Source organism: Pseudomonas sp. Leaf58, assembly GCF_003627215.1.
Lineage (GTDB): Bacteria > Pseudomonadota > Gammaproteobacteria > Pseudomonadales > Pseudomonadaceae > Aquipseudomonas.
Genome location: NZ_CP032678.1, coordinates 171,448 through 189,264 on the forward strand (window position 1 = coordinate 171,448; position 17,817 = coordinate 189,264).

The 17,817-nt window shown below is 53.1% G+C and carries 20 protein-coding genes; 14 read left to right on the forward strand and 6 right to left on the reverse strand.

The genetic code is table 11. The features are described 5' to 3' along the window. Positions 1-15 precede the first annotated feature (15 nt). The 6 genes from DV532_RS26085 (at position 16) to DV532_RS26110 (ending at position 5,454) form a co-directional block, all read left to right on the forward strand. Complete coding sequence (locus tag DV532_RS26085) at positions 16-1,566, forward strand: hypothetical protein (protein WP_056799643.1); 1,551 nt, start codon at positions 16-18, stop codon at positions 1,564-1,566. A gap of 120 nt (positions 1,567-1,686) precedes the next feature. Next, positions 1,687-1,989, forward strand: a complete 303-nt coding sequence (locus DV532_RS26090) for a hypothetical protein (protein ID WP_120715420.1) — start codon at positions 1,687-1,689, stop codon at positions 1,987-1,989. A gap of 13 nt (positions 1,990-2,002) precedes the next feature. Next, a complete protein-coding gene (locus tag DV532_RS26095; protein WP_056799641.1) occupies positions 2,003-2,584 on the forward strand; it encodes a hypothetical protein in 582 nt (193 codons plus the stop codon). Positions 2,585-3,045: 461 nt separating this feature from the next. Beyond that, entirely contained in the window at positions 3,046-4,119 is a 1,074-nt protein-coding gene (locus DV532_RS26100; RefSeq protein ID WP_256659170.1) for an SPFH domain-containing protein, read from the forward strand. A 422-nt stretch (positions 4,120-4,541) separates the two neighbouring features. Beyond that, entirely contained in the window at positions 4,542-5,174 is a 633-nt protein-coding gene (locus DV532_RS26105; RefSeq protein WP_218571362.1) for a hypothetical protein, read from the forward strand. Positions 5,175-5,178: 4 nt separating this feature from the next. Then, complete coding sequence (locus DV532_RS26110; protein ID WP_056799635.1) at positions 5,179-5,454, forward strand: hypothetical protein; 276 nt, start codon at positions 5,179-5,181, stop codon at positions 5,452-5,454. A 15-nt stretch (positions 5,455-5,469) separates the two neighbouring features. Here DV532_RS26110 and DV532_RS26115 read toward each other — a convergent pair whose 3' ends face one another. The 3 genes from DV532_RS26115 to DV532_RS26125 all read right to left on the reverse strand — a co-directional run bounded on the left by DV532_RS26115 (position 5,470) and on the right by DV532_RS26125 (position 7,482). Further along, positions 5,470-5,829 (reverse strand): hypothetical protein, encoded by a 360-nt coding sequence (locus tag DV532_RS26115; protein ID WP_056799633.1) that lies wholly within the window; start codon positions 5,827-5,829, stop codon positions 5,470-5,472. A 5-nt stretch (positions 5,830-5,834) separates the two neighbouring features. After that, positions 5,835-6,161 (reverse strand): hypothetical protein, encoded by a 327-nt coding sequence (locus tag DV532_RS26120; RefSeq protein WP_056799630.1) that lies wholly within the window; start codon positions 6,159-6,161, stop codon positions 5,835-5,837. 94 nt (positions 6,162-6,255) lie between these two features. Further along, the gene (locus DV532_RS26125; RefSeq protein ID WP_056799627.1) at positions 6,256-7,482 is read right to left on the reverse strand and encodes a hypothetical protein; all 1,227 of its coding nucleotides are present in this window, start codon (positions 7,480-7,482) and stop codon (positions 6,256-6,258) included. Between the two features lie 163 nt (positions 7,483-7,645). Here DV532_RS26125 and DV532_RS26130 point away from each other — a divergent pair, with 163 nt between their 5' ends. The 3 genes from DV532_RS26130 (at position 7,646) to pilV (ending at position 9,733) form a co-directional block, all read left to right on the forward strand. Beyond that, positions 7,646-8,374 (forward strand): A24 family peptidase, encoded by a 729-nt coding sequence (locus DV532_RS26130; protein ID WP_082476832.1) that lies wholly within the window; start codon positions 7,646-7,648, stop codon positions 8,372-8,374. Positions 8,375-8,417: 43 nt separating this feature from the next. Beyond that, on the forward strand, positions 8,418-8,549 hold the full coding sequence (locus DV532_RS26135) for a prepilin-type N-terminal cleavage/methylation domain-containing protein (protein ID WP_120715421.1): 132 nt from the start codon (positions 8,418-8,420) through the stop codon (positions 8,547-8,549). Positions 8,550-8,788: 239 nt separating this feature from the next. Next, positions 8,789-9,733, forward strand: a complete 945-nt coding sequence (gene pilV / locus DV532_RS26140; RefSeq protein ID WP_162948995.1) for a shufflon system plasmid conjugative transfer pilus tip adhesin PilV — start codon at positions 8,789-8,791, stop codon at positions 9,731-9,733. A gap of 256 nt (positions 9,734-9,989) precedes the next feature. Here the strand turns inward: pilV and DV532_RS26145 are convergent, their stop codons facing one another. After that, positions 9,990-11,138 carry a hypothetical protein gene (locus DV532_RS26145; protein WP_056799618.1) on the reverse strand — a complete coding sequence of 383 codons (1,149 nt, stop codon included), beginning with the start codon at positions 11,136-11,138 and terminating at the stop codon, positions 9,990-9,992. A 106-nt stretch (positions 11,139-11,244) separates the two neighbouring features. Next, positions 11,245-12,177, reverse strand: a complete 933-nt coding sequence (locus DV532_RS26150; protein WP_056799615.1) for an SPFH domain-containing protein — start codon at positions 12,175-12,177, stop codon at positions 11,245-11,247. A gap of 260 nt (positions 12,178-12,437) precedes the next feature. Here DV532_RS26150 and DV532_RS26155 point away from each other — a divergent pair, with 260 nt between their 5' ends. Then, the gene (locus tag DV532_RS26155; RefSeq protein ID WP_056799614.1) at positions 12,438-13,622 is read left to right on the forward strand and encodes a hypothetical protein; all 1,185 of its coding nucleotides are present in this window, start codon (positions 12,438-12,440) and stop codon (positions 13,620-13,622) included. A gap of 53 nt (positions 13,623-13,675) precedes the next feature. On the opposite strand, the gene DV532_RS30495 is transcribed toward DV532_RS26155, so the two are convergent. Beyond that, positions 13,676-14,479, reverse strand: coding sequence for a hypothetical protein (locus tag DV532_RS30495; RefSeq protein WP_156675969.1), 804 nt, complete (start codon positions 14,477-14,479; stop codon positions 13,676-13,678). Positions 14,480-14,744: 265 nt separating this feature from the next. Here DV532_RS30495 and DV532_RS26160 point away from each other — a divergent pair, with 265 nt between their 5' ends. The 4 genes from DV532_RS26160 (at position 14,745) to DV532_RS26175 (ending at position 17,813) form a co-directional block, all read left to right on the forward strand. Further along, positions 14,745-15,263, forward strand: a complete 519-nt coding sequence (locus DV532_RS26160; RefSeq protein ID WP_056799612.1) for a DUF4262 domain-containing protein — start codon at positions 14,745-14,747, stop codon at positions 15,261-15,263. A gap of 103 nt (positions 15,264-15,366) precedes the next feature. Then, positions 15,367-16,407, forward strand: a complete 1,041-nt coding sequence (locus DV532_RS26165) for a 3-oxoacyl-[acyl-carrier-protein] synthase III C-terminal domain-containing protein (RefSeq protein ID WP_056799611.1) — start codon at positions 15,367-15,369, stop codon at positions 16,405-16,407. Beyond that, positions 16,404-16,748 (forward strand): hypothetical protein, encoded by a 345-nt coding sequence (locus tag DV532_RS26170; protein ID WP_056799609.1) that lies wholly within the window; start codon positions 16,404-16,406, stop codon positions 16,746-16,748. Before DV532_RS26165 ends, DV532_RS26170 begins: the two co-directional genes overlap by 4 nt. Before the next feature lie 225 nt (positions 16,749-16,973). Continuing rightward, positions 16,974-17,813 (forward strand): NYN domain-containing protein, encoded by an 840-nt coding sequence (locus DV532_RS26175; RefSeq protein ID WP_056799607.1) that lies wholly within the window; start codon positions 16,974-16,976, stop codon positions 17,811-17,813. The last annotated feature ends 4 nt before the right edge of the window (positions 17,814-17,817 follow it).

Consider the following 17,817-nt stretch of genomic DNA (forward strand, 5'->3'; position numbering starts at 1 on the left):
ATGGAGGGCCTCATCATGGCAACTAGGCAAGCAGCGATCATTTCAAACGATCACCGACTCAGGGCTAAGAAGCCGTATGTGCTTCGCTTCTATCAGCATTTCAGCCGGGCAGGTGACGATCAAATCCTGAAGGATCAAACCTTTTGGACGGAGGTCATGTTTGCCAGTCGAGAGATGCTCGACAAGGCAATGGACAAGCCTGACAGCCTCATAGAGGGCTGTCGCCAGGAACTGATTGCCTACGCCGCCGACATGCATCACCGGGGGTATGAGGTTCAGGATCTGGTGGTCAGTTTTGATGGCGTTCACGGGTTCGAGGTCGAAGCCCTGGATGCACGCCATGTCAGGATGGCTTTGCGCAAGCATGACAGCCTTGCGCTCGATCGAAAGGCTGGCAAGGTCGAGCAGCACTTGAAAAAGGCCTGGAAGGTCAGCCAGGATGCGCAATTCGGACAAGCCCTTGAGGTTTCGTTTGAGGCCTGCATGCAGAACCTTCGCCCGCGCACGGAGCACCTGAAAAATCTCCTGTGGCTGGATGAATCCAAAATCGTCAAGGAGTTCTTGCGTGTAGCCCCCATCTGGTCACAGCATGAGAAAGGCTACGGGCGCATTGAGGAGTTTTTCGGCGCGCTGCTCAAGGATGGGAAATTCGGTGCACATCGGCAATGCCTTGGCATCTGGGGCGAGCAGATTCATGCCAAGCCTGCGCGATTCTCGAAAAGCTATGACATCAATGAGCTGACGTTGAGTCCTGGGGAAATCATTCCCAATCCGCAAGTGACCGCCGCAGACAAGCCGTCTTTGCTCAACACCTACCTGGCGTTGGATCCTTGCGCATGCCTGGCAGAAGGCAGCAACCTGCTTTCCGATGCTTGGCGAGCATCGCTCCAGGACGAATCCCTGCGCAGCGCCACCGTGGTGGCACTCATGTCGGGGTACATGAGGTTTCAGACCACTATTGCCAGGCGTAGTCGCGGCCAGGATGCGGAGAACGCAGCCCCCGGCCCCATGAAATCTGCCAAGGTGTTCTTCGACCTGGTGGCAGCATCAGCAGGGATGGATTTCAGCGCACTTCTGGATGAGATTCCGGATTTTGGCACCGAGCCCTCTGAGCCTGTTCGGCGCTACTATGCCAACGAAATTGCCCTTGCTGGATCATATGGCCGCCTTGGCCTGACGATTCCTAGGGCCATCTCAACGATCACGCCAGTCTGCTACTGCGAGGAGATGCTAAGCCTGGCGCTCAAGGCCCGGTTGCTTGCCACCCCTTCGCATATCGCCTATGCGACAACCAAGTACCCGAGAGACCAGGACGAGGCCTATTTTGGCAAAGTTATCACCAACCCGCACACGAGCCTTGCCCAGGTTGTGGGGGTGGTTGACCCTAACTACATGCACAAGTCGAACTTCAGGCAGTTGGAGCAGGTGGATTTTGGACAGGCGTACGTGGCGCAAATCCCAGACAAGACGCGTCAGGAACTGATTGCCAAGGGAATGATCCCCCTTTCGCTGCTGACCCATGAATCTGACATTGCGATGGTGCTTGAGGTGGATTTGGGGCTCTAGCGGGCGGGTGCTGGCTACCGGTGGTTTCTGTGGATTGATGAGTGGCTTGGCTTGCCAAGCACCTTCGATCATCATAGACTTTTGGTACGATTTACCGATTTATTGAGTATCAGGTGTCGCATGGACTCCCCCCGCAGCCCAAACACGGACAAACCATCGCTTATCTCCCTCATTCTCACGGATGCAGCGCTCGTGCTGTTTGCCTTCTGTGCAGCCTCTTTTGCCGCCTGGCAAATCGATGCCCGGCAGAATCCGCAAGAGAATGCGCCCCATAAAATCGGTTCAAACCAGTCGAGTGATCAAAGAGTGTATTTGCAGCTTAAGGGCACTGAGCAAACCCTAGGGGTGCAATACCGAGCATTCAACGATGATCATGCATCGGCTGGATCAGTATTGATCGTTCAATCAAAAGACAGTCAATAGGGGCTCATGCACGATGCCGAAGACTCAAGCAAATTCCGTCAAATCGATTGTTTTCCTGCTTGTGCTCACCATTTTTCTCACGTTTTTCATGCTGGCGATCGCCAACGTTAGGGACAGGGATCGGATTGTGAAGCGTGAGGCCATGGAGGTGCTTAGCATTTATCAGAAAGACCCTCAGATCCACGACCCGAAGCCGATCGAGGCGTATCACAACAAGGGCTATGGGTATGCCACAGCCCTGCTGATCAAGCGGGCTGAGCAGAAGAGCGACTTCCAGGAGCGAGACCGCCTACTATCCGAGGCTGCTAGTCGCTTTACCAACATCGAGCTTGCTGGTCTGCTGATTGCGCATCGTGAGTCATTCGACCCACAAAAGCGTGCAGAACTGCTAATTGAAGCCGCGAAAATGCCGTCTGGGCCTGGCGTCGACCGGTTGTTGCAGCGCGCCACCACGATCCTCCCTGAGGATGTGCAGGCGGCAATGCTGATGTGCTCGAAGTTGTTATCAAGCCGTTACGACACAGGGTATGAGACGCTCGATAAAACTCGTTTCACCTGGGACTACATCTGGCAGACGCGCTCCTGTCGAAGCTGAATTATTTGGGACATGAAATCCGCCCTTGAGGCGGATTTTTCGTTGGTAGACGGCAATTGCCAAATTGTCAATGATTTTTTCGTTGCTTTGCTCAATATATTGATTTATCGTTTTCTCAACTGGTTTGACAGGCGCGAAATCTGCGTTAGACAAACTGGTAAAAATAATAAAAAGTCCCAGGAGGACACATGATTGAGAAAGTGCGTGGTAAATTTGGTGTGCCTGCAAAACTGGGTCTTGCCGCATTTATCGCTTTATCGTCATATTGGGTAACTTTTCACGAAGTCCTCTATTACAACGAAGCAGGCTACCAAGCCCACATCCGCACCAAGTTCGGCACTGAGAAGGTTGCTGACACCCTCGGATACACTACGAAGTGGTTTGGCAATGTAACGGCCTGGCCACGCCAGATGACGGCCCAATCCGTATCCGATCCAAACCTCTTGAAATCGGGTGGCGACATGGACGGTTTTGGCGCCTCGATGATCACCTCTTTCCCGGTGACGTTCCTTGGCGGTGTGACCGCTTCGGTTGACTCCAACGTGCGCATCATTCTGCCCACGGGTGATCAGTTCCTGCAGATCGCCCGTGATTATCGCAACCCAGAAAACTTCATTAGTCAGGCATTGACTCCAGCGCTGAAAAATACCTTGCAGTCGACCGCGCAGATGATGACGGCTGATGACTACTACTCGGGTGCCCGCTCGGAATTCGCTGCGAATTTCCGCGACCAGATTTCCGATGGCATCTACCTGGTCAAGCGCACCGAGGTGCACACCCCGAACAACACCCCGAAAAAGACTGCAATCCTGCAGCTGGGTACCGATCAGGGTGAGTTCGGCGACAACACCACCACCCGCTTTGTGACTGAGAAGGTGCTGGGCAAGAATGGCCTGCCAGTTCGCCTGGAGCAGCAGTTCCGCAAGCTGGGTGTCCAGGTGGCCGAAGCCAACATCCTGAACCTGACGCCGAATGCCAACTTCATGGAGCGTATGAAGCGTCTCCAGCAGTCCCAGGCTGACCGCATGCTGGCGCGCCAGGATCGTGCCAAAGAAGAAGAGCAAAAGACCCTGGTAACTGCACGCGGTGAGCGTGAGGTGGAGGAGAACCGTCAGAACTCACTCAAGGCGCAGGTGCAGCAGACCACCGAGGCAGAGACCGCTCGCCAGCTGACCATCATCAATGCGCAGCGTGAGAAAGAGCGCGCTGAGATTGAAAAGCAGACTGCCGAGGTGACTTACGCCAAAGCCCAGGTCGAAGCCAAAACCATCAAGGAGCTGGCAGACGCCCACGCCTATGAAAAGAAGGCGGCCATTCTGGCGGACGGTGCGCTGGCGCAGAAGCTGGAAGCCTTCGTGCAGGTTAACAAGAGCTGGGCTGATGCAGCATCGCGGGCTCAGGTGCCGGGTATCATGATGGGCGGTGGCGCTTCTGGGAATGCTGGTGCTCGCCAAGGCGAGTTCAACGACTACCTGAACATCCTGGCCACCAAGGCAGCGAAGGATCTTCAGTTGGACATGTCGGTTAAGCAGTAACGCGTGTGTTCATGAAAGCCTGCTGACTTCAGCGGGCTTTTTTGTGGTTGGCTTTCACAATATAGGATTAAAGGGTTATCATGAGCGTCTATCAACCCACTCGGGCGGATGTATGCTGATGCCGCCAAGATGTCGAGAGAAATATGGCCAATACTGCGCTGCGCAACGCTTTCCCTGCGAGCACTGAAGATCAACAGGCTCCCATCATCAACAACGTGCAACAGGGAGGTAATCCCTTGTGCAGCCAGGAGTCAGAGGTTCATTCAGGCCTGGGGATCGCGCTTGATCACACCAAAGCCCTGCGTGTTTCCAGGCAGCTTAAGCGTAGGCGGTAATAAAGGCGTTCCATTAATTTCTGAAAAATGATTTTAGAAAAAATTGATGCCGCGTTGGCGTTACTGATTCTTCATGGGGTGACATTGATGAGCTTTCTGAAATCAGCGATTGGGTCAGCATTCAAGATATTGATCGCATCTGCGATAGTGTTGATTCTGTCTATTATTGGTGCACGGCTTGCACTCAGCTACATGATTCATGAGACCAAGCAGCGCTGGAACGATGCAGCTGCATTTACTCAGCTGTATGGAAAGAAAGCGGGGGATCCTGCACTGGATGCCCTGATGGCCAGGCACCTGACCGGTGACACGGCGGCCACCCAGACGCTGATGAATAAGGCGTTGGCCGAAGGCCGTATGACCCAGCGCATGACCTTGTTTTGGGAAGCTGTCGAGCGCGCCCCCGATCCACAGCTGTATGATTTGCTGGCAAAACACCAAAAGTGGTTCCACGAGCCTGATCCGCTCGCGCTGATGGAGCCGTCTGCAAAGAAGGCCTTTTTGAAGACCCTGGGCGTCGTGAAGGCAGCGGCCCTTCCGACCATTGCGCCGGCTGTCCGCACCTCGCTGCGCGTGTGCTATGACCGGTTTGAAGCCAGATACGAAGGCACGTTCGGCGGCCCTCTGCGCGCCTATGACGCCTACAGATCCAAGCGCAGCTGTGAAATCTCGCTACATGCTGCGCCACAACCTAAGTCAGTGATTGAAGGAAAGGAGTAACCAGATGACCGATATCGACGAAGTGGCAAAGCTGTCAGCCGATGGCCTGCGAGCGCTCGAACGCACACTACTTGAGATGCGGCTTTTGGCCTCTATGACGAATTGGAGTGATCAGCGTCGAGTGCTCATCTACCAACTGGCCGACGCCATGCACAACGTGCCCAAGGCGATTAATGACATTGGCTCGGACGAAGGGCATGAGCAGTGGGCCATCGAAGAGCTGAAGCAAATCCCTGAGCGCTTGGGGTCATTGTTGGCCAAGGCTCCCGATCTGCTCTAGCGGGCAGCAGGTAGCTCAGTCGATGATGAGCGGCTTGATGTCATCCCAATCATCCGGGGAGGCATCGCCAAAATGGAACGCCATACGCATCCCCACCGTAGGGGCGCCGCGCTTCATCAGGAGCGCCGACGCACCTGCGCACATGCGCTCCTCCCCAGAAGGGGCGTAAGTGTAATCACCGTCTTCAGTCTCCAGCTCTTCGCCAGTTGCCGTCTTGTGGCAAGGGAAGGGGTGGTGATCGTTGCTCAATAGGTCTTCAATGATGCCCTGTAGACGACCGTCGCGCAGTTCGATAGCGCCTTTGAGGAGAAACGGACAGTTGGCACAAGGCTTCTTGAGCTTGAAGTAGTCCCTGATTGACTGTACCTGTTTCATGTCTTCTATTCCTGAAAGTAGCCGCGTTCTCGAATGCTCTGGCGCAGTTTGTCATAAAACGCGGTGGCTTGCTCGTCACTGTCACCATTGGCGGGCCACTGGGCGGTCGAATCGTCGGTCAGCACCTGGGCAAAGCTGGTCAGCAAGTCTTCCCGTTCCAGGGTGTCGATGGCCCCAGATGCGCACGACTCGATGTGCTTGATGGTGGTGCGCAGTTTGCGTTGGGTGAGATTGGCCCGACATTCCAGCCAGAGAATTTGCGCCTGATCTTCTTCCAGTTCCACGCGCATGGCCCGTTTAGCCAGCTTCCGTACCGCATTTACGCCTGACATAAAAACTCCGTGAGTCAAGGTGAGCATTAGCCTAACCATGGCAAAGCATGAGTCAGACTATAATTACCATTATGGTAATTTGTCAATGCCACCACTAGAGCCCCAGATCGATCTCAAGGCATTCTGCTATCAATTTTGGATGGTGCGCGACACATTTTGGCAAGTAAGGGGTTTGTAGGAGGTCTGTGCGCACCCAAGCTTTGTGGCCTTCACGCTCCAGGAGATGATTGCAGACAGCAGTGATTTTTTTTAAAGTGCACGCATGGATGCCTTGTGGGTCAGCTTTTGTATGCTTGAGAGACCCCTCTACGGCATGAATAATTTCGTTTGTCCGCCAACTGGCGGTGTCATCGACATTCAAGGCACTGATAATTTGATCTGCGGACACCACAGGGCTTTCCATCACCGCGCATAACGCTCTACCCCATGCCCGACCGGCGTACGCGTTGCGCTTATCGCTGGTGGCTTTGGTTCGGATGTATTCGATCAAATCCTCATCTTTGGCAGGGTAGTTGGCAAGTCCAAGGGCCCGGACACGAACGAAGAACCGTGGGTCATCATGTTCATTGGCATGGTGCTGCACAAGTGTCCGCACACTCTGCTCCGGGAGCCCTTCCGCAAACGCCTCAATGGTTTCCAAGGGTAAGGAATGCTCTTTGCTATAACTGGTGAGTTTTCTGTGAATGGCTGCCAGCAGTTCGTGGTGCTCACGCAACAGATCTAGTACCGGTCGAGGCAATTCACGACTGAATGCCTTGGGCGGCCTATGGTATTCGCCATCTATATAGATGTTTTCTGGCTTCATGTATTCCCTCAGAAGCCAGATGATCGAGCGCTTTTCACACATGTTAACTATCTCATGGCGATCCCCGTGCGACAGCAAAGCTTTAAGCGCAATGGCAAAGGCCTTTGGGAAGCCGTGAGCGCAGAAGTGGTCGGCGAGCACTACGAAACGGGACGGCACCATGACATTTTTCTTTAGATGCTGAGTGAGTAGTTCCGAGTGGATTTCATCGGTGCTTTTTTTCGAATACATTTCGGATTGGGCAGGGGGCATGTGTTCGATAATTTCACTGAAAACCTCTGGCGGAATAACGCCAGAAAGCCTGCGCGCAATGAGTTGATCGAACTGAATGGCGCGATACATGTCCTCTGAGAGCTTCGTGGACACGTTGAGGTGGCCATGCTCTAACGCCTGGATCATGCAATCCCTGTACATAAAAAACGCGTCCCGCACCTCGGCTGGGTTGTTGTTGTCTATTGCCGATTTGATTGCGGTGATTACGGTGCCGCTGTAATGATGGCAGTCATTGAGGTTCATCAGTGGGCGTCTCATTCAGGGTGTCCGGGATAGGTGCATTATAGGCACAGTGATACCCACATTGCCCAGCACCCAGCCGACCAAGAAAGAGGGATAAGAATATTGTATTAACATTGGGTTATAGCTAAAATGACATTCTGTTTTCTAGCTTTTTGGATAGCGTATGTCGTCGTTACTGGATGCCGCATGCATGCTTTTGGCAGGGGCATTGGCAGGTGGTGTTTTGAATGTAGTGGCTTGTATCCTTCCTCGGCGTATCAAGGAAAGTGCGCTCACTGAAGCCATGGTGGTGCTGCACCTATCGGCGAACCAAGATGATGTGAACCGCGAACCTTGTGTTTCCATCTGGCGAGCGTTTCGGGGAAACCCCTTTACGATTGCGATCTGCGCCAGTATAGCTTTTGGCATATGTCTGTCGCAGGGACTTAGTCTCTGGAGCGTGGCCTGCATTATATTTGGTTGGGTGGCAGTGCTGGTTTCTAAAATTGACCACAAGCATGGCTTAATTCCCGATGAAATTACACTCCCGCTGATTTGGGTCGGCCTGATGCTTGGTTATTTTGAGGTGATCACTGATATAGAATCCGCCCTATGGGGTGCGATAGCGGGTTACCTTTCATTATGGATTCTCTATAAGGCGCATCTCAAAATCACGGGAGTGGAAGGGATGGGTCATGGCGATTTCAAACTTTTGGCGTTGATGGGTAGTTGGGGTGGGTGGCAGATTTTACCACTGACTATTTTTTATGCAAGCCTACTTCTCTTTGCAGCAATGCTCCTGTATTTGAGCACCATTAGTCCAAAAGACTTCGATGCACGCGGAGGAGTCGCATTGGGGCCTTACTTGGCAATTGGAGGGTGGGTTTCTCTTCTTCAAGGTGGTGGAATCTAAGAGCCTTGTTCAAAATGTGTATTAATAAATATGGAATTAATTAATGAAGAAGATAAAAGGAGTTACACTCCTTGAATTGATGCTTGTTGCAGGAATCATTGCCATTGGCACACTGATGTCGCTTTGGAATAAACAGGCTGACCTCGAACAGCAGCAAAGTCTCAGGTCGGGTTGATTTTGTCGCAGTATAACAACGCTGTGCGGAACTATCTGGCCAAGCATTCGGATACCCCATCTGGAATAAAAATTGGGTCTACATGGTTAAAGAACACAAATTGTGGCGGCCCATTCGCGCCCAATGCTGAATATCTACAATGTAGTTTCCCCGACGCCTCCACCGCAAGTCCCATTAAATTTGGTCAATTGAGTTTGACTACAGTGATCCAGGCTACGGGTACCTCCCCGAATCGTAGGGTGTCTGCCACCACCACCACCACACCTTTCAAAATACTCAAGAATCGTGACTTGCAGGTCAGGTCGGATTTGTCGGGTATTGCAGCCATGACTGCTGCCGCTGGCAGTGGCATTAATTACGATCAGAATGCTGCAGCCACCGCCGTTACTAGTGATGCCAGTTACAGCTCGAATCCTATAACGGCCCAGATCACTATGGTGGCCAGCAACAGTGCGGATAACGACATCTGGCTGCGGACTGACGGGGGGAACCAGATGCACGCTCCTTTGCGCTTCGATAGCGCTATCGATGGAAACCGGGAAATTATTGGCGTGAGCCGAATTCAGAACCTGAGCGCGCAGATCCTTCACCTTGGGTCACCTTCGGGGGTTGCAGCGGCTTCGGGCGCAGGTCTAATCGTCGATACAGATAGCGAGATCATCGGCAACCTCAGAATTATAAAGGAACTAAAGGTTGACAATGGAGCTTCGGTAACTGGATCTGTTTCTGCCACGGCCAACGTGGTTGCGCAGCAGAATGTCGTTGCTGGGCAAGCGTCATCGGCACAGATTTTTTATGACGCCAACAACAGCAGTTATTACGTTGACCCTGACAAGGTATCAAATCTCAATTCATTGGCGGCAAATTACATTAGCTCAAAAGGACGCTTACGGACAGAAGAGTACTTGGAGCTTGGAGGGGTTGCTACTCCAGGTAAAGGTTGCTCGCCGAATGGATTGCTGGGAAGAACTCCAGATGGAAAACCCCTCTCTTGCGAATCTGGAACCTGGAGGCGTCTTGAGGGGGGGTTAGATGGGCCATATCAAGTTTCTGGCACCTACCTTGGAAACTGGAAGCTCTGCACTCTAAACTACACGAGTGGTAACTCAAAACAGGTATACTACGACGGATCACAATGGATATGGAAAGGCAGCGGTACACAGCTGGTATATTGCTATAAATGAAGAAGTAGTACGACCAGTGTCATATTCTAATTCTAAGCGATCGCGTTCATATATTAACCTATTGCCAAATGCACCCTCCCGCTACCAAGTCCTGTAAAAATAAGTTTGGGAGTAAAATAAACCGCCTTGTTAAGAGCGTTTTTTACTGGCAGCGAGGCTTAGAGGTCGACGAAAAGCTTGCGGTGGGGCATTAAACGGTTCAACGGATAAAGCCTATCCATGGCTCGCTCATGCATAAGGATAGTGCTGTTACCTGTTAGAGGCCAAGATCGACGCCTAGCATTGTTTCATGCAATATGGGAATCTCCAAGATGCTGTCCCGCTCCAACCCATCTATGCTTAACAGTGCTTGCGGATAACCAGGAGGGATTCGGCTCATGGAGCAGACGGAAAGAATCAAGGCGCGAATCTTCTCGTTTTGCAATTCGTTGCGCTGTGCAATTGCGATCGCCTTGCAGGTCTGAGCTAATGCTTCCATCCAAGGCTTGAAAATGCCGGCCAGATATTTCAGGAAGTCAGTAAATTGCGCCATATCTATGTGGTTGCTGCACAGGGCATAAACCGCAGCACAGACATTGGTTTCCGTGGTGTATTGAAGCTTTGTCTTGAGGGTTGAAAGCATGGGGCGGAAGCCCATTGCCTCAAGATCAATCAGGCTCCATGGCTGAGCGGAATTAAACATCCATGCTGGCGCCATCGCATTTACAACATCGTGTGCTCCCGCCTGATGCAGTTGCTTCAGGATATTCAGGTTCAGCGATTTTTGTTCTGAATAGGCACTTTCAGAACGCTCACTCACTTGGATAAGCAACGCTTGATTGTCAGCAAGGATATTTAGAAGTGACGCTGGGATCTTTTTGCCAGATGGGTAATCTCTACCAAACTCGTTGATATATTTTATCAGGGGTGTGGCACTCCCCTTCGCGATAAACTCCGGTGTGACGGTTGAGAAAAATCTTGTCAGGATTACAGCGAGAGCCTTATGGCTGGCGCGATAACTTAGATCCGAGATAATGTGAAGCAACGCGTTACATTGGGGATCGTCGTGGTCGACCAGTGCTTCAATCAGCATCAGGTCAATATCAAGCCGTGTGATGGTTTTGTCCAGGCTTCGGATCACAGAGGTTGTGGGTGGAAACAAGTTGAGACATAGACGGAAAAGTGGCTCGGAAATCCGTGCTAGTCGGAAGTCCTGAATTACCTGCTCGATCTTGAACGCATGCCACATCGTCGATGTCAGGGATGAGGCCAACATGAAGCGACCTGTCTTTGCAGCGTGACAGGTCGCCTTAGAGAACTGGCTCCGGGCTCTCTGAGCCATCTCAAAATCATTTTTCTTGAGGGCTTGTTGGAATGAGCACCGAGCATTGGCCACGTCCCGCTCAAGCTCGCTTGATCGAATCATCACAGGCACTCCATTAGTACTAGTAACATTGGCTTTTTGGAATAGTAGTGCAAAACAAAAAGCCCCGGAAGTTCAAGTCTACCAGGGCCTAGTGGACTTGACGCAATTAGCTGAGAGGCAAGGTCACCTGGGCGCCACGCTCACTGACCATTACAGTGAGCAGGTTGGCCGCCAGCTCAGCCTTGGTCTTTTCATCCATCCTGATCGATTCTTGACCGTTTGTAATGGATTCCATGGACTTGATGGCATCTTTAACCACGGTGACAGTGGATGCCACCAGGATCTTTCGTGAATCCATCAGGGCGCTGGCCTGCTGGCGCTGCAGCATCACGCCGGCGATTTCCGGTGCATAGGACAGATTGGTGAAGTTGGCGTCGAGCACTTCCATCCCGATGTTGCTGACGATCAGCTGGATTTCTTCTTTGAAGCGAGCAGAGATCTCTTCCGAATCATCCCGCAGGCAGACGTTACCCTTTTCATTCGCGTCATGACTGCCACTGATGTCGTAGGCATACAGGGAGACAGTTTTGCGCAGTACACGGTCGATTGCGTTCATGACCAGAGCTTCGGTGTCATCCGCATTGAACGTGTAAGCCTCAGGGTCAACAACCTGGGTGCTGACCACGGCTGCCGCCATGATGGGGGAGCCTGTCTTGTCATTGACTTTGATCTGCTCAGACTCAAAGTTTTCGATCTTCAAGCTAACCTTGCGGGTACTGGCTAGCGGGTTGATCCAGAAGAACCCATTATCCATCATGACTCCCGAGAATTTGCCGAAAAATAGCAGCACTCTGGCTTCTTTAGGTTCAATAATCGCAAAACCCATGGTCATGAAGATGTTGAACAAAACCAATGGAATGATCAGCCAGTCGAAGATGTCGCCATTGAGGATTCTCGTCGAATTGCCATAGCTGGCCGGTTGAGTGATGACATGTGGGAGCCAGCATGCCATCGCGAGGCCGGCAAGGATGATCAGGATGGCAACCGCACCGGGCAAAATGGTCACCTGCGGTTTTTGAATGGACTGGCTGATGGACATGGACAAGATCCTTGGCTGGGTAAGTATCGACGTGCATTTAATCATATATTGATTGAGGGTCAAGCGGATTTTGTCAGTGAATCCCCCTGGATTTTCAGGATGCCCCACACAGCAGCGACCAAAAGCTTTTTGGCTGCAAAAAACCGTGGGAGAGGCTGCCCGCTGGTGTTTCATGCCTGCAGACGACGGGCCAATAATATTTGATAGCCTGGCTTCGGCGGCATCATAATGAGGAAAACGAACACGCAGGATAAGCGGGCATGACCACCCTTGAAAACAAATCCGAACTGCAGCTGCTGATCCAGAATCCGGGCTTTCAGGCACTGCTTGAAATCGACTCATCAGAAGCATTTCTGCAGCGAGCGCTTGAACATCCCAATCAACAGTTTGAGTACTATGCGGGCAAATGGGATGAGGAGGGGGCGGGCGTAAAGCTGTTCCAAACCCCCATGCGTGGCAACAATTGCGGGGCCGCCTATGGCACCTGGTTGAATGTCGCCAAGCTGTATGGGAGCCCTGATTTACCGTATCGGGTTCAGGCGGCGGAGTACGTCCCGTGGGGTGTTGAGGTTGATCTGGAGAACATCGGGGATTTCAAGACCCTGGGTGAGGCTCTGGATTGTGCCTTTGCGGTGCACGAACATGGCAGCATTGAGCTGGATGTCAGAGGCTTCGACGCCGAAGGCCGGTATGGTAAGGGCGACCCGAGGATCGACCTGGCCGCTGGTGATACCCTGAGTGTTGAGGCACTGGCGGTCAACGCCATGCTGGAAAGCCTAGCCGAACGGCGCCAGGAGCACTTGGCAATCGAACGTGAGAAAGCTCAAGTCCGACAAATGCGCTATGACGTGCCGGTTGATTTGAACCATGCGCCGGCCCTGCTCGGGCTTATCAAAGAGAGGCTGAAGCAGGCTGACCTTGAGGAAGCCTGTTCAACGCATATCGAGCTGGCTGCTTCGATCAACAAGCACCTGTTCGCCGATCAGGGTCACCTGTTCACCTGCTACAACAATGATTTGAGACAGCACCAGGTCGAGCCTGATGGCTCCACATTTGTGGCGATCGAGGTAGGCCAGGATCTGCGTTACTACAACGTCGATGGCATGTTTGAGACTTGGGAGAAAGCTGAAGCCTCACTGGTTGCGCATCTGACCGAGATCTACAAACCGCAATTCCAAGATCTGGGGGATGGCGGGCCAAAATTGTCCTTTTGCCACCTGGAAATTTATGGGGCTGACGGGGAGGATCATGAAGTTTATCTCGATGACAACACCCTTCAGCCGATCACGGATGTGCCCGCGTTACCCGAAGTCGATGACCTGGATCCGGAGGTGCCGGAGGAAGTCGTTGCCGACCGCATCGTAAAGGCCGTCGCTCATGAATACAAAATCGCCAGGGAGAAGCGTCTACAACAGGCCTTGCGCGACGAAGGTCTGTCGCTCTAATCCAGCTTGCTCAGTCGTAAGGCATGAGCGGCGCCAGCCTGGCGCCGCCTACCTCAGTTTTCCTTTGGGTTGTAGACCCTGAAGCCAGTGACCGCACCCAGGTCGACCTTCAAGATCGAAAAAACGTTCTGCAGGGGTGCCTGCATGCCGTAATCGCTCAAGTTAGTTTGATACTCGTTGCCAGAAGCGCCACCAGACGCCGAAAGAGTATAAGTTCCCAGTACATTCCCTGAAGGCCCAAGGAGATCAATATGCGAATACCGCCTACTCCATCCCAATGCGAGTTGATAGTCTGAGGTGGCGGTAACATTAAGTGTTGCCACCAATTTTCCAGGTTGCCATGAGTATTGTTCGAACGAAACCCCTGCGGCTTTTAAGCCAGGAATGGCAATGGTGGCGACGGTACCGACCCAGCCTTGCCTGGCTCCCCAGTAGTATACTCCATACCAATCTAGGTACTTGGCAACCATTTTGCCAGTGAAGTCACCGTACACGGTGCGGGTTTTGTAAAATGGGTTGGAGACTTGGAATTCGTCGTAAGGTGGTGCGGTTTCCCGCAAAATGCCGGTCTTGGTGCTTCTTTCCAGAGGCCTGACCTCTCGGGCTTGCGTGACGCCACAGGTGCCGGTCTGATTGACCTGTGCTGTGTACGCTACCGATGAGCTTGGCGGATCCCAGGAGCATCCGGTGCGGACATCCCTCCATGACCCTCGCATCGTGGCATCAATCCAGCGTTCAGGCGCAGCCTCGGGAATAGGGGCGGTTATGCGAATTTCGTTGCTCGCCTGGATCGAAAATGGAGCGAAAGTCAGCAAACCGAAGGCCAGTGACACGAAAAGTGAAGATTTTTTGTTCACAACTCACCCCGTGGTTTATGCGTTTCATCTCCATGTTAATTTACTATGCCGATCTAAATAAAGTCTCTGACGGGCTCAATTAACGAGTTAAGAGTTTTGGCCTAGAATCATTAGAAATATTGGAGCCCACTTATGGTTATAACAAGCCTCATTGAATTGTAATGTTAACTTCATTGGCACTGGTCGGGGAGGTGTGAAGCGGTTTGCCCGAGTGGGCTTTGGGTTGGTACAATGGCTTTAAGAACAATCTTCAGGAAAGAACTCCATGAGCCGCAGCCCAGACGACATTCCAGGCCTGATTCAAGAGGCCATCACTCAAAACATCGAGAAATATGGGCTGCATGTGCAGTACGTGTTTGCCTCTGAGGATACTCCGTCCTTCATCTATACGATCGGCATGACCGACATCGGTGCGCCCGAGCTGTTGGTGTTTAGCCTACCACCGCAGGATTTGTACGAGGCTATCAGTCAGCTGTACCACGAAATGAGGATGGGGCAACGCCCGAAGGATTCCGACAGAATCACTGATCTGTGGTCTGTGCCGATGATTCTGGAAAGCGTCGACCGCGAGGATGCGGCTCAGTATACCCTCCAGGCCGAGGCGTACTACCGTGGAAAAGGGGTGAAGCCTGTCTACAAGCAGATGGTGTGGCCGGACACCCATGGCAAATACCCGCACCAGTATGGCTTTGACAAGACGCTCAGGGCGTCTCAACCCTACCTCGGCAAGCGCCACCCCCGTCTGGATGATGACTGTGGGGTGGAGTATTTCTCCCACCACTGATTGCATCGTTCCGTTCGAGTTATGTGTAAATTGACTAGAATTGATCTTTGTTTATAATCCGGTCATCTGGGGCAACGGCCCCACTTGACCTGGATAATGCCCCATGAAACTGATTGCCAGCGCAATCGAGCTGCCGCGCCGTTGCGTCACCTCCGCCGAACTGGACACCCTGTCCGGACTTCCCCAAGGCCAGACAGAAACCAGCTTCCTGATCAAACGGCGCTACTATGCCGACCCTCAAGGCGGTGAGACTGCCGATTACCTGGGCGCCAGCGCACTCAAGCAAGCGCTGGCTGAAGGGGGGCTGTCAATTGAGGACGTGGACTGTCTGATTGCTGCCTGCGCCACCTCAGCCCAGGCCATCCCGTACAACGCTGCCAGCATCTATCGGCACATGGGCTCCGATCGGCGCATCCATACCTTTGATGTCGGCATGACCTGCCTGTCCTTCCTGCAGGCCCTGGACGTGGCCAACCTGTACCTGAGCAGCGGGCGGTACCGCCGCGTGGCCATTGTCAGCGCTGATCTGGCCTCGGTGGGACTCAATCACGCACATCCCGAAGCATCAGCGATCTTCGGCGATGGTGCGGTGGCCTACATTTTCGAGGCGGTGAGCGTCTTGAGCTGGGGTCGCAGCCGCGAAGACGCAGACAAGCTGGTGTTTGGTGTCAAAAGCATCTGCTTTGAAACTGTTCATCAGGCCTATGATTTCTGTGAGATCCGGGCGGGCGGCAGTAGCCGGCACATCAGTCAAGTGCAGGACGCTGAGGCGCTTGAGCAGTTCCGCCTGGATAACGCATTCAAAATGGACGGCAAGCGCCTGTACCGCCACGTTCTCAAGGATTTCAGACCTTACGTTGACCGGCACCTGACGCAGCTGGAGATGACTTTGGACGACGTCAGCCTGGTGATTCCGCATCAAGCCAGTGGTCATGGCCTCATGCACGTCCAGCGCTTGCTGGAGGTTGAGGATGAGCGCTTCTTCAATGTCTTCAGCCAGTATGGTAATCAGGTGGCGGCGTCCATTCCCTGTGCGCTGCACCTGGCCAGGGTCGCGGGGCGCTACAAGGCGGGTGACACCTTGCTGCTCCTAGGAACCTCTGCCGGGATGTCGTATGGCAGTGTGGTGGTGGAAATACGATGACCTTCCAAAGATTCGAATTGGTCTTCGGGTGTCGTGCGCTGATGATTGGCTGCAAGGCTTTTTTACGGGGTGATTTGCTGGATAAGCCCACACACCCGCTGAAACGCATCATTTTTGGCATGTGGTTCTGCGTTAATGCGCTCGCCTGGCAGATTTTCGTTCCATGGCTCTTTTGCATCCCGTTTCTCGGGATCTTCTTTCGCCCAGGAGATCCGCTCACCCATGCCTCAATGGTTCTTCTGGTGTTGCTAGCTTTGGGTGTCGCTGCATGGGGAGTTCGTCTGGGCTGCGCGATCCTAAGCGAACATGGAAAATCGGTACTGAAGCAGGGAAATTCTTGAGCAAAAGTCCATCAAGGGGTATTGCACGCTGCCACATCAAGCGTTGCAGGCTTTACGATCCCCGTTGTGCCTGACGGCTGCATCGATTTATCGATAAATTGACATCGCTGCACAGGCATGTACACTCACCGGCATGAGGCCCTGGAGGTTGATCAGGGTGAAATCGGGTTGCTAGAACAGCCCAGAGTCCTCGATTGCGAGGGTCACAATCTTGAAGGTGCGCTCATGCAGAACCAAGCCGGTGAAGGTGGAAAGAAGCTGGCGGTACTGATCGACGCCGACAATGTGTCGGCTGCCGCCATTGATGCCATGCTCAATAAAATTGCCACGCTCGGTTACCCGTGCGTCAAGCGAATGTATGGTGATTGGACGTCACCTGGCCTGACGGCCTGGAAAAAAGTCATGCGCAAGCATGCACTGCAACCCATCCAGCAATTCGCCTTCACCAAAGGCAAGAACTCCACTGATGGCGCGATGATGATCGATGCCATGGATCTGATGTACACCCAGCGTTTCGACGGCTTCTGCATCTGTTCCAGTGACAGTGATTTCACCCGGCTGGCCATTCGACTGCGTGAGCAGGGGCTGACCGTCTATGGATTCGGTGAGCGCAAGACCCCGGACTCCTTTGTTTCGGCCTGCACGCAGTTCACCTATATCGAGCCATCCAAGGTTGCCGATGAGTCCGCGATTCCTGCAAAGTCAACGGCCAGTACCGAGGGGGACAGCCAAGCAAAGCCGACAGCCAGCGCCATCCCAGCCCTACAGTTAGCAACTGCTGCCAAGCCTCGCCCCGTTACAGCAGGGGCCAAGCGGGCCATCCGTGATGCGATTGAGGCAGGCAAGGATAAAACAGGCTGGTGCAATGGCGCGACACTGGGCGGGAAAGTGAATGCCCAGGTCTTCGGCTGCAAGAAATTGATGAACCTCATCGAACGATACCCCGACCATTTCGAGGTCGAGTGGCGCTACGTCACGGGGGATAGTGGCAACCGCTCGATGTACGTGCGCAACAAGCCCGTCATCCAATCCGTCGAGACACACTGTGCCTCTGCTCTTCACTGATAGG

Excerpts from the sequence above, each read along its gene's own strand:
- DV532_RS26085 (WP_056799643.1), top strand. The coding sequence starts at position 16 with ATGGCAACTAGGCAAGCAGCGATCATTTCAAACGATCACCGACTCAGG.
- DV532_RS26090 (WP_120715420.1), top strand. The coding sequence starts at position 1,687 with ATGGACTCCCCCCGCAGCCCAAACACGGACAAACCATCGCTTATCTCC.
- DV532_RS26095 (WP_056799641.1), top strand. The coding sequence starts at position 2,003 with ATGCCGAAGACTCAAGCAAATTCCGTCAAATCGATTGTTTTCCTGCTT.
- DV532_RS26100 (WP_256659170.1), top strand. The coding sequence starts at position 3,046 with ATGGACGGTTTTGGCGCCTCGATGATCACCTCTTTCCCGGTGACGTTC.
- DV532_RS26105 (WP_218571362.1), top strand. The coding sequence starts at position 4,542 with ATGAGCTTTCTGAAATCAGCGATTGGGTCAGCATTCAAGATATTGATC.
- DV532_RS26110 (WP_056799635.1), top strand. The coding sequence starts at position 5,179 with ATGACCGATATCGACGAAGTGGCAAAGCTGTCAGCCGATGGCCTGCGA.
- DV532_RS26115 (WP_056799633.1), bottom strand. The coding sequence starts at position 5,829 with ATGAAACAGGTACAGTCAATCAGGGACTACTTCAAGCTCAAGAAGCCT.
- DV532_RS26120 (WP_056799630.1), bottom strand. The coding sequence starts at position 6,161 with ATGTCAGGCGTAAATGCGGTACGGAAGCTGGCTAAACGGGCCATGCGC.
- DV532_RS26125 (WP_056799627.1), bottom strand. The coding sequence starts at position 7,482 with ATGAACCTCAATGACTGCCATCATTACAGCGGCACCGTAATCACCGCA.
- DV532_RS26130 (WP_082476832.1), top strand. The coding sequence starts at position 7,646 with ATGTCGTCGTTACTGGATGCCGCATGCATGCTTTTGGCAGGGGCATTG.
- DV532_RS26135 (WP_120715421.1), top strand. The coding sequence starts at position 8,418 with ATGAAGAAGATAAAAGGAGTTACACTCCTTGAATTGATGCTTGTTGCA.
- DV532_RS26145 (WP_056799618.1), bottom strand. The coding sequence starts at position 11,138 with ATGATTCGATCAAGCGAGCTTGAGCGGGACGTGGCCAATGCTCGGTGC.
- DV532_RS26150 (WP_056799615.1), bottom strand. The coding sequence starts at position 12,177 with ATGTCCATCAGCCAGTCCATTCAAAAACCGCAGGTGACCATTTTGCCC.
- DV532_RS26155 (WP_056799614.1), top strand. The coding sequence starts at position 12,438 with ATGACCACCCTTGAAAACAAATCCGAACTGCAGCTGCTGATCCAGAAT.
- DV532_RS26160 (WP_056799612.1), top strand. The coding sequence starts at position 14,745 with ATGAGCCGCAGCCCAGACGACATTCCAGGCCTGATTCAAGAGGCCATC.
- DV532_RS26165 (WP_056799611.1), top strand. The coding sequence starts at position 15,367 with ATGAAACTGATTGCCAGCGCAATCGAGCTGCCGCGCCGTTGCGTCACC.
- DV532_RS26170 (WP_056799609.1), top strand. The coding sequence starts at position 16,404 with ATGACCTTCCAAAGATTCGAATTGGTCTTCGGGTGTCGTGCGCTGATG.
- DV532_RS26175 (WP_056799607.1), top strand. The coding sequence starts at position 16,974 with ATGCAGAACCAAGCCGGTGAAGGTGGAAAGAAGCTGGCGGTACTGATC.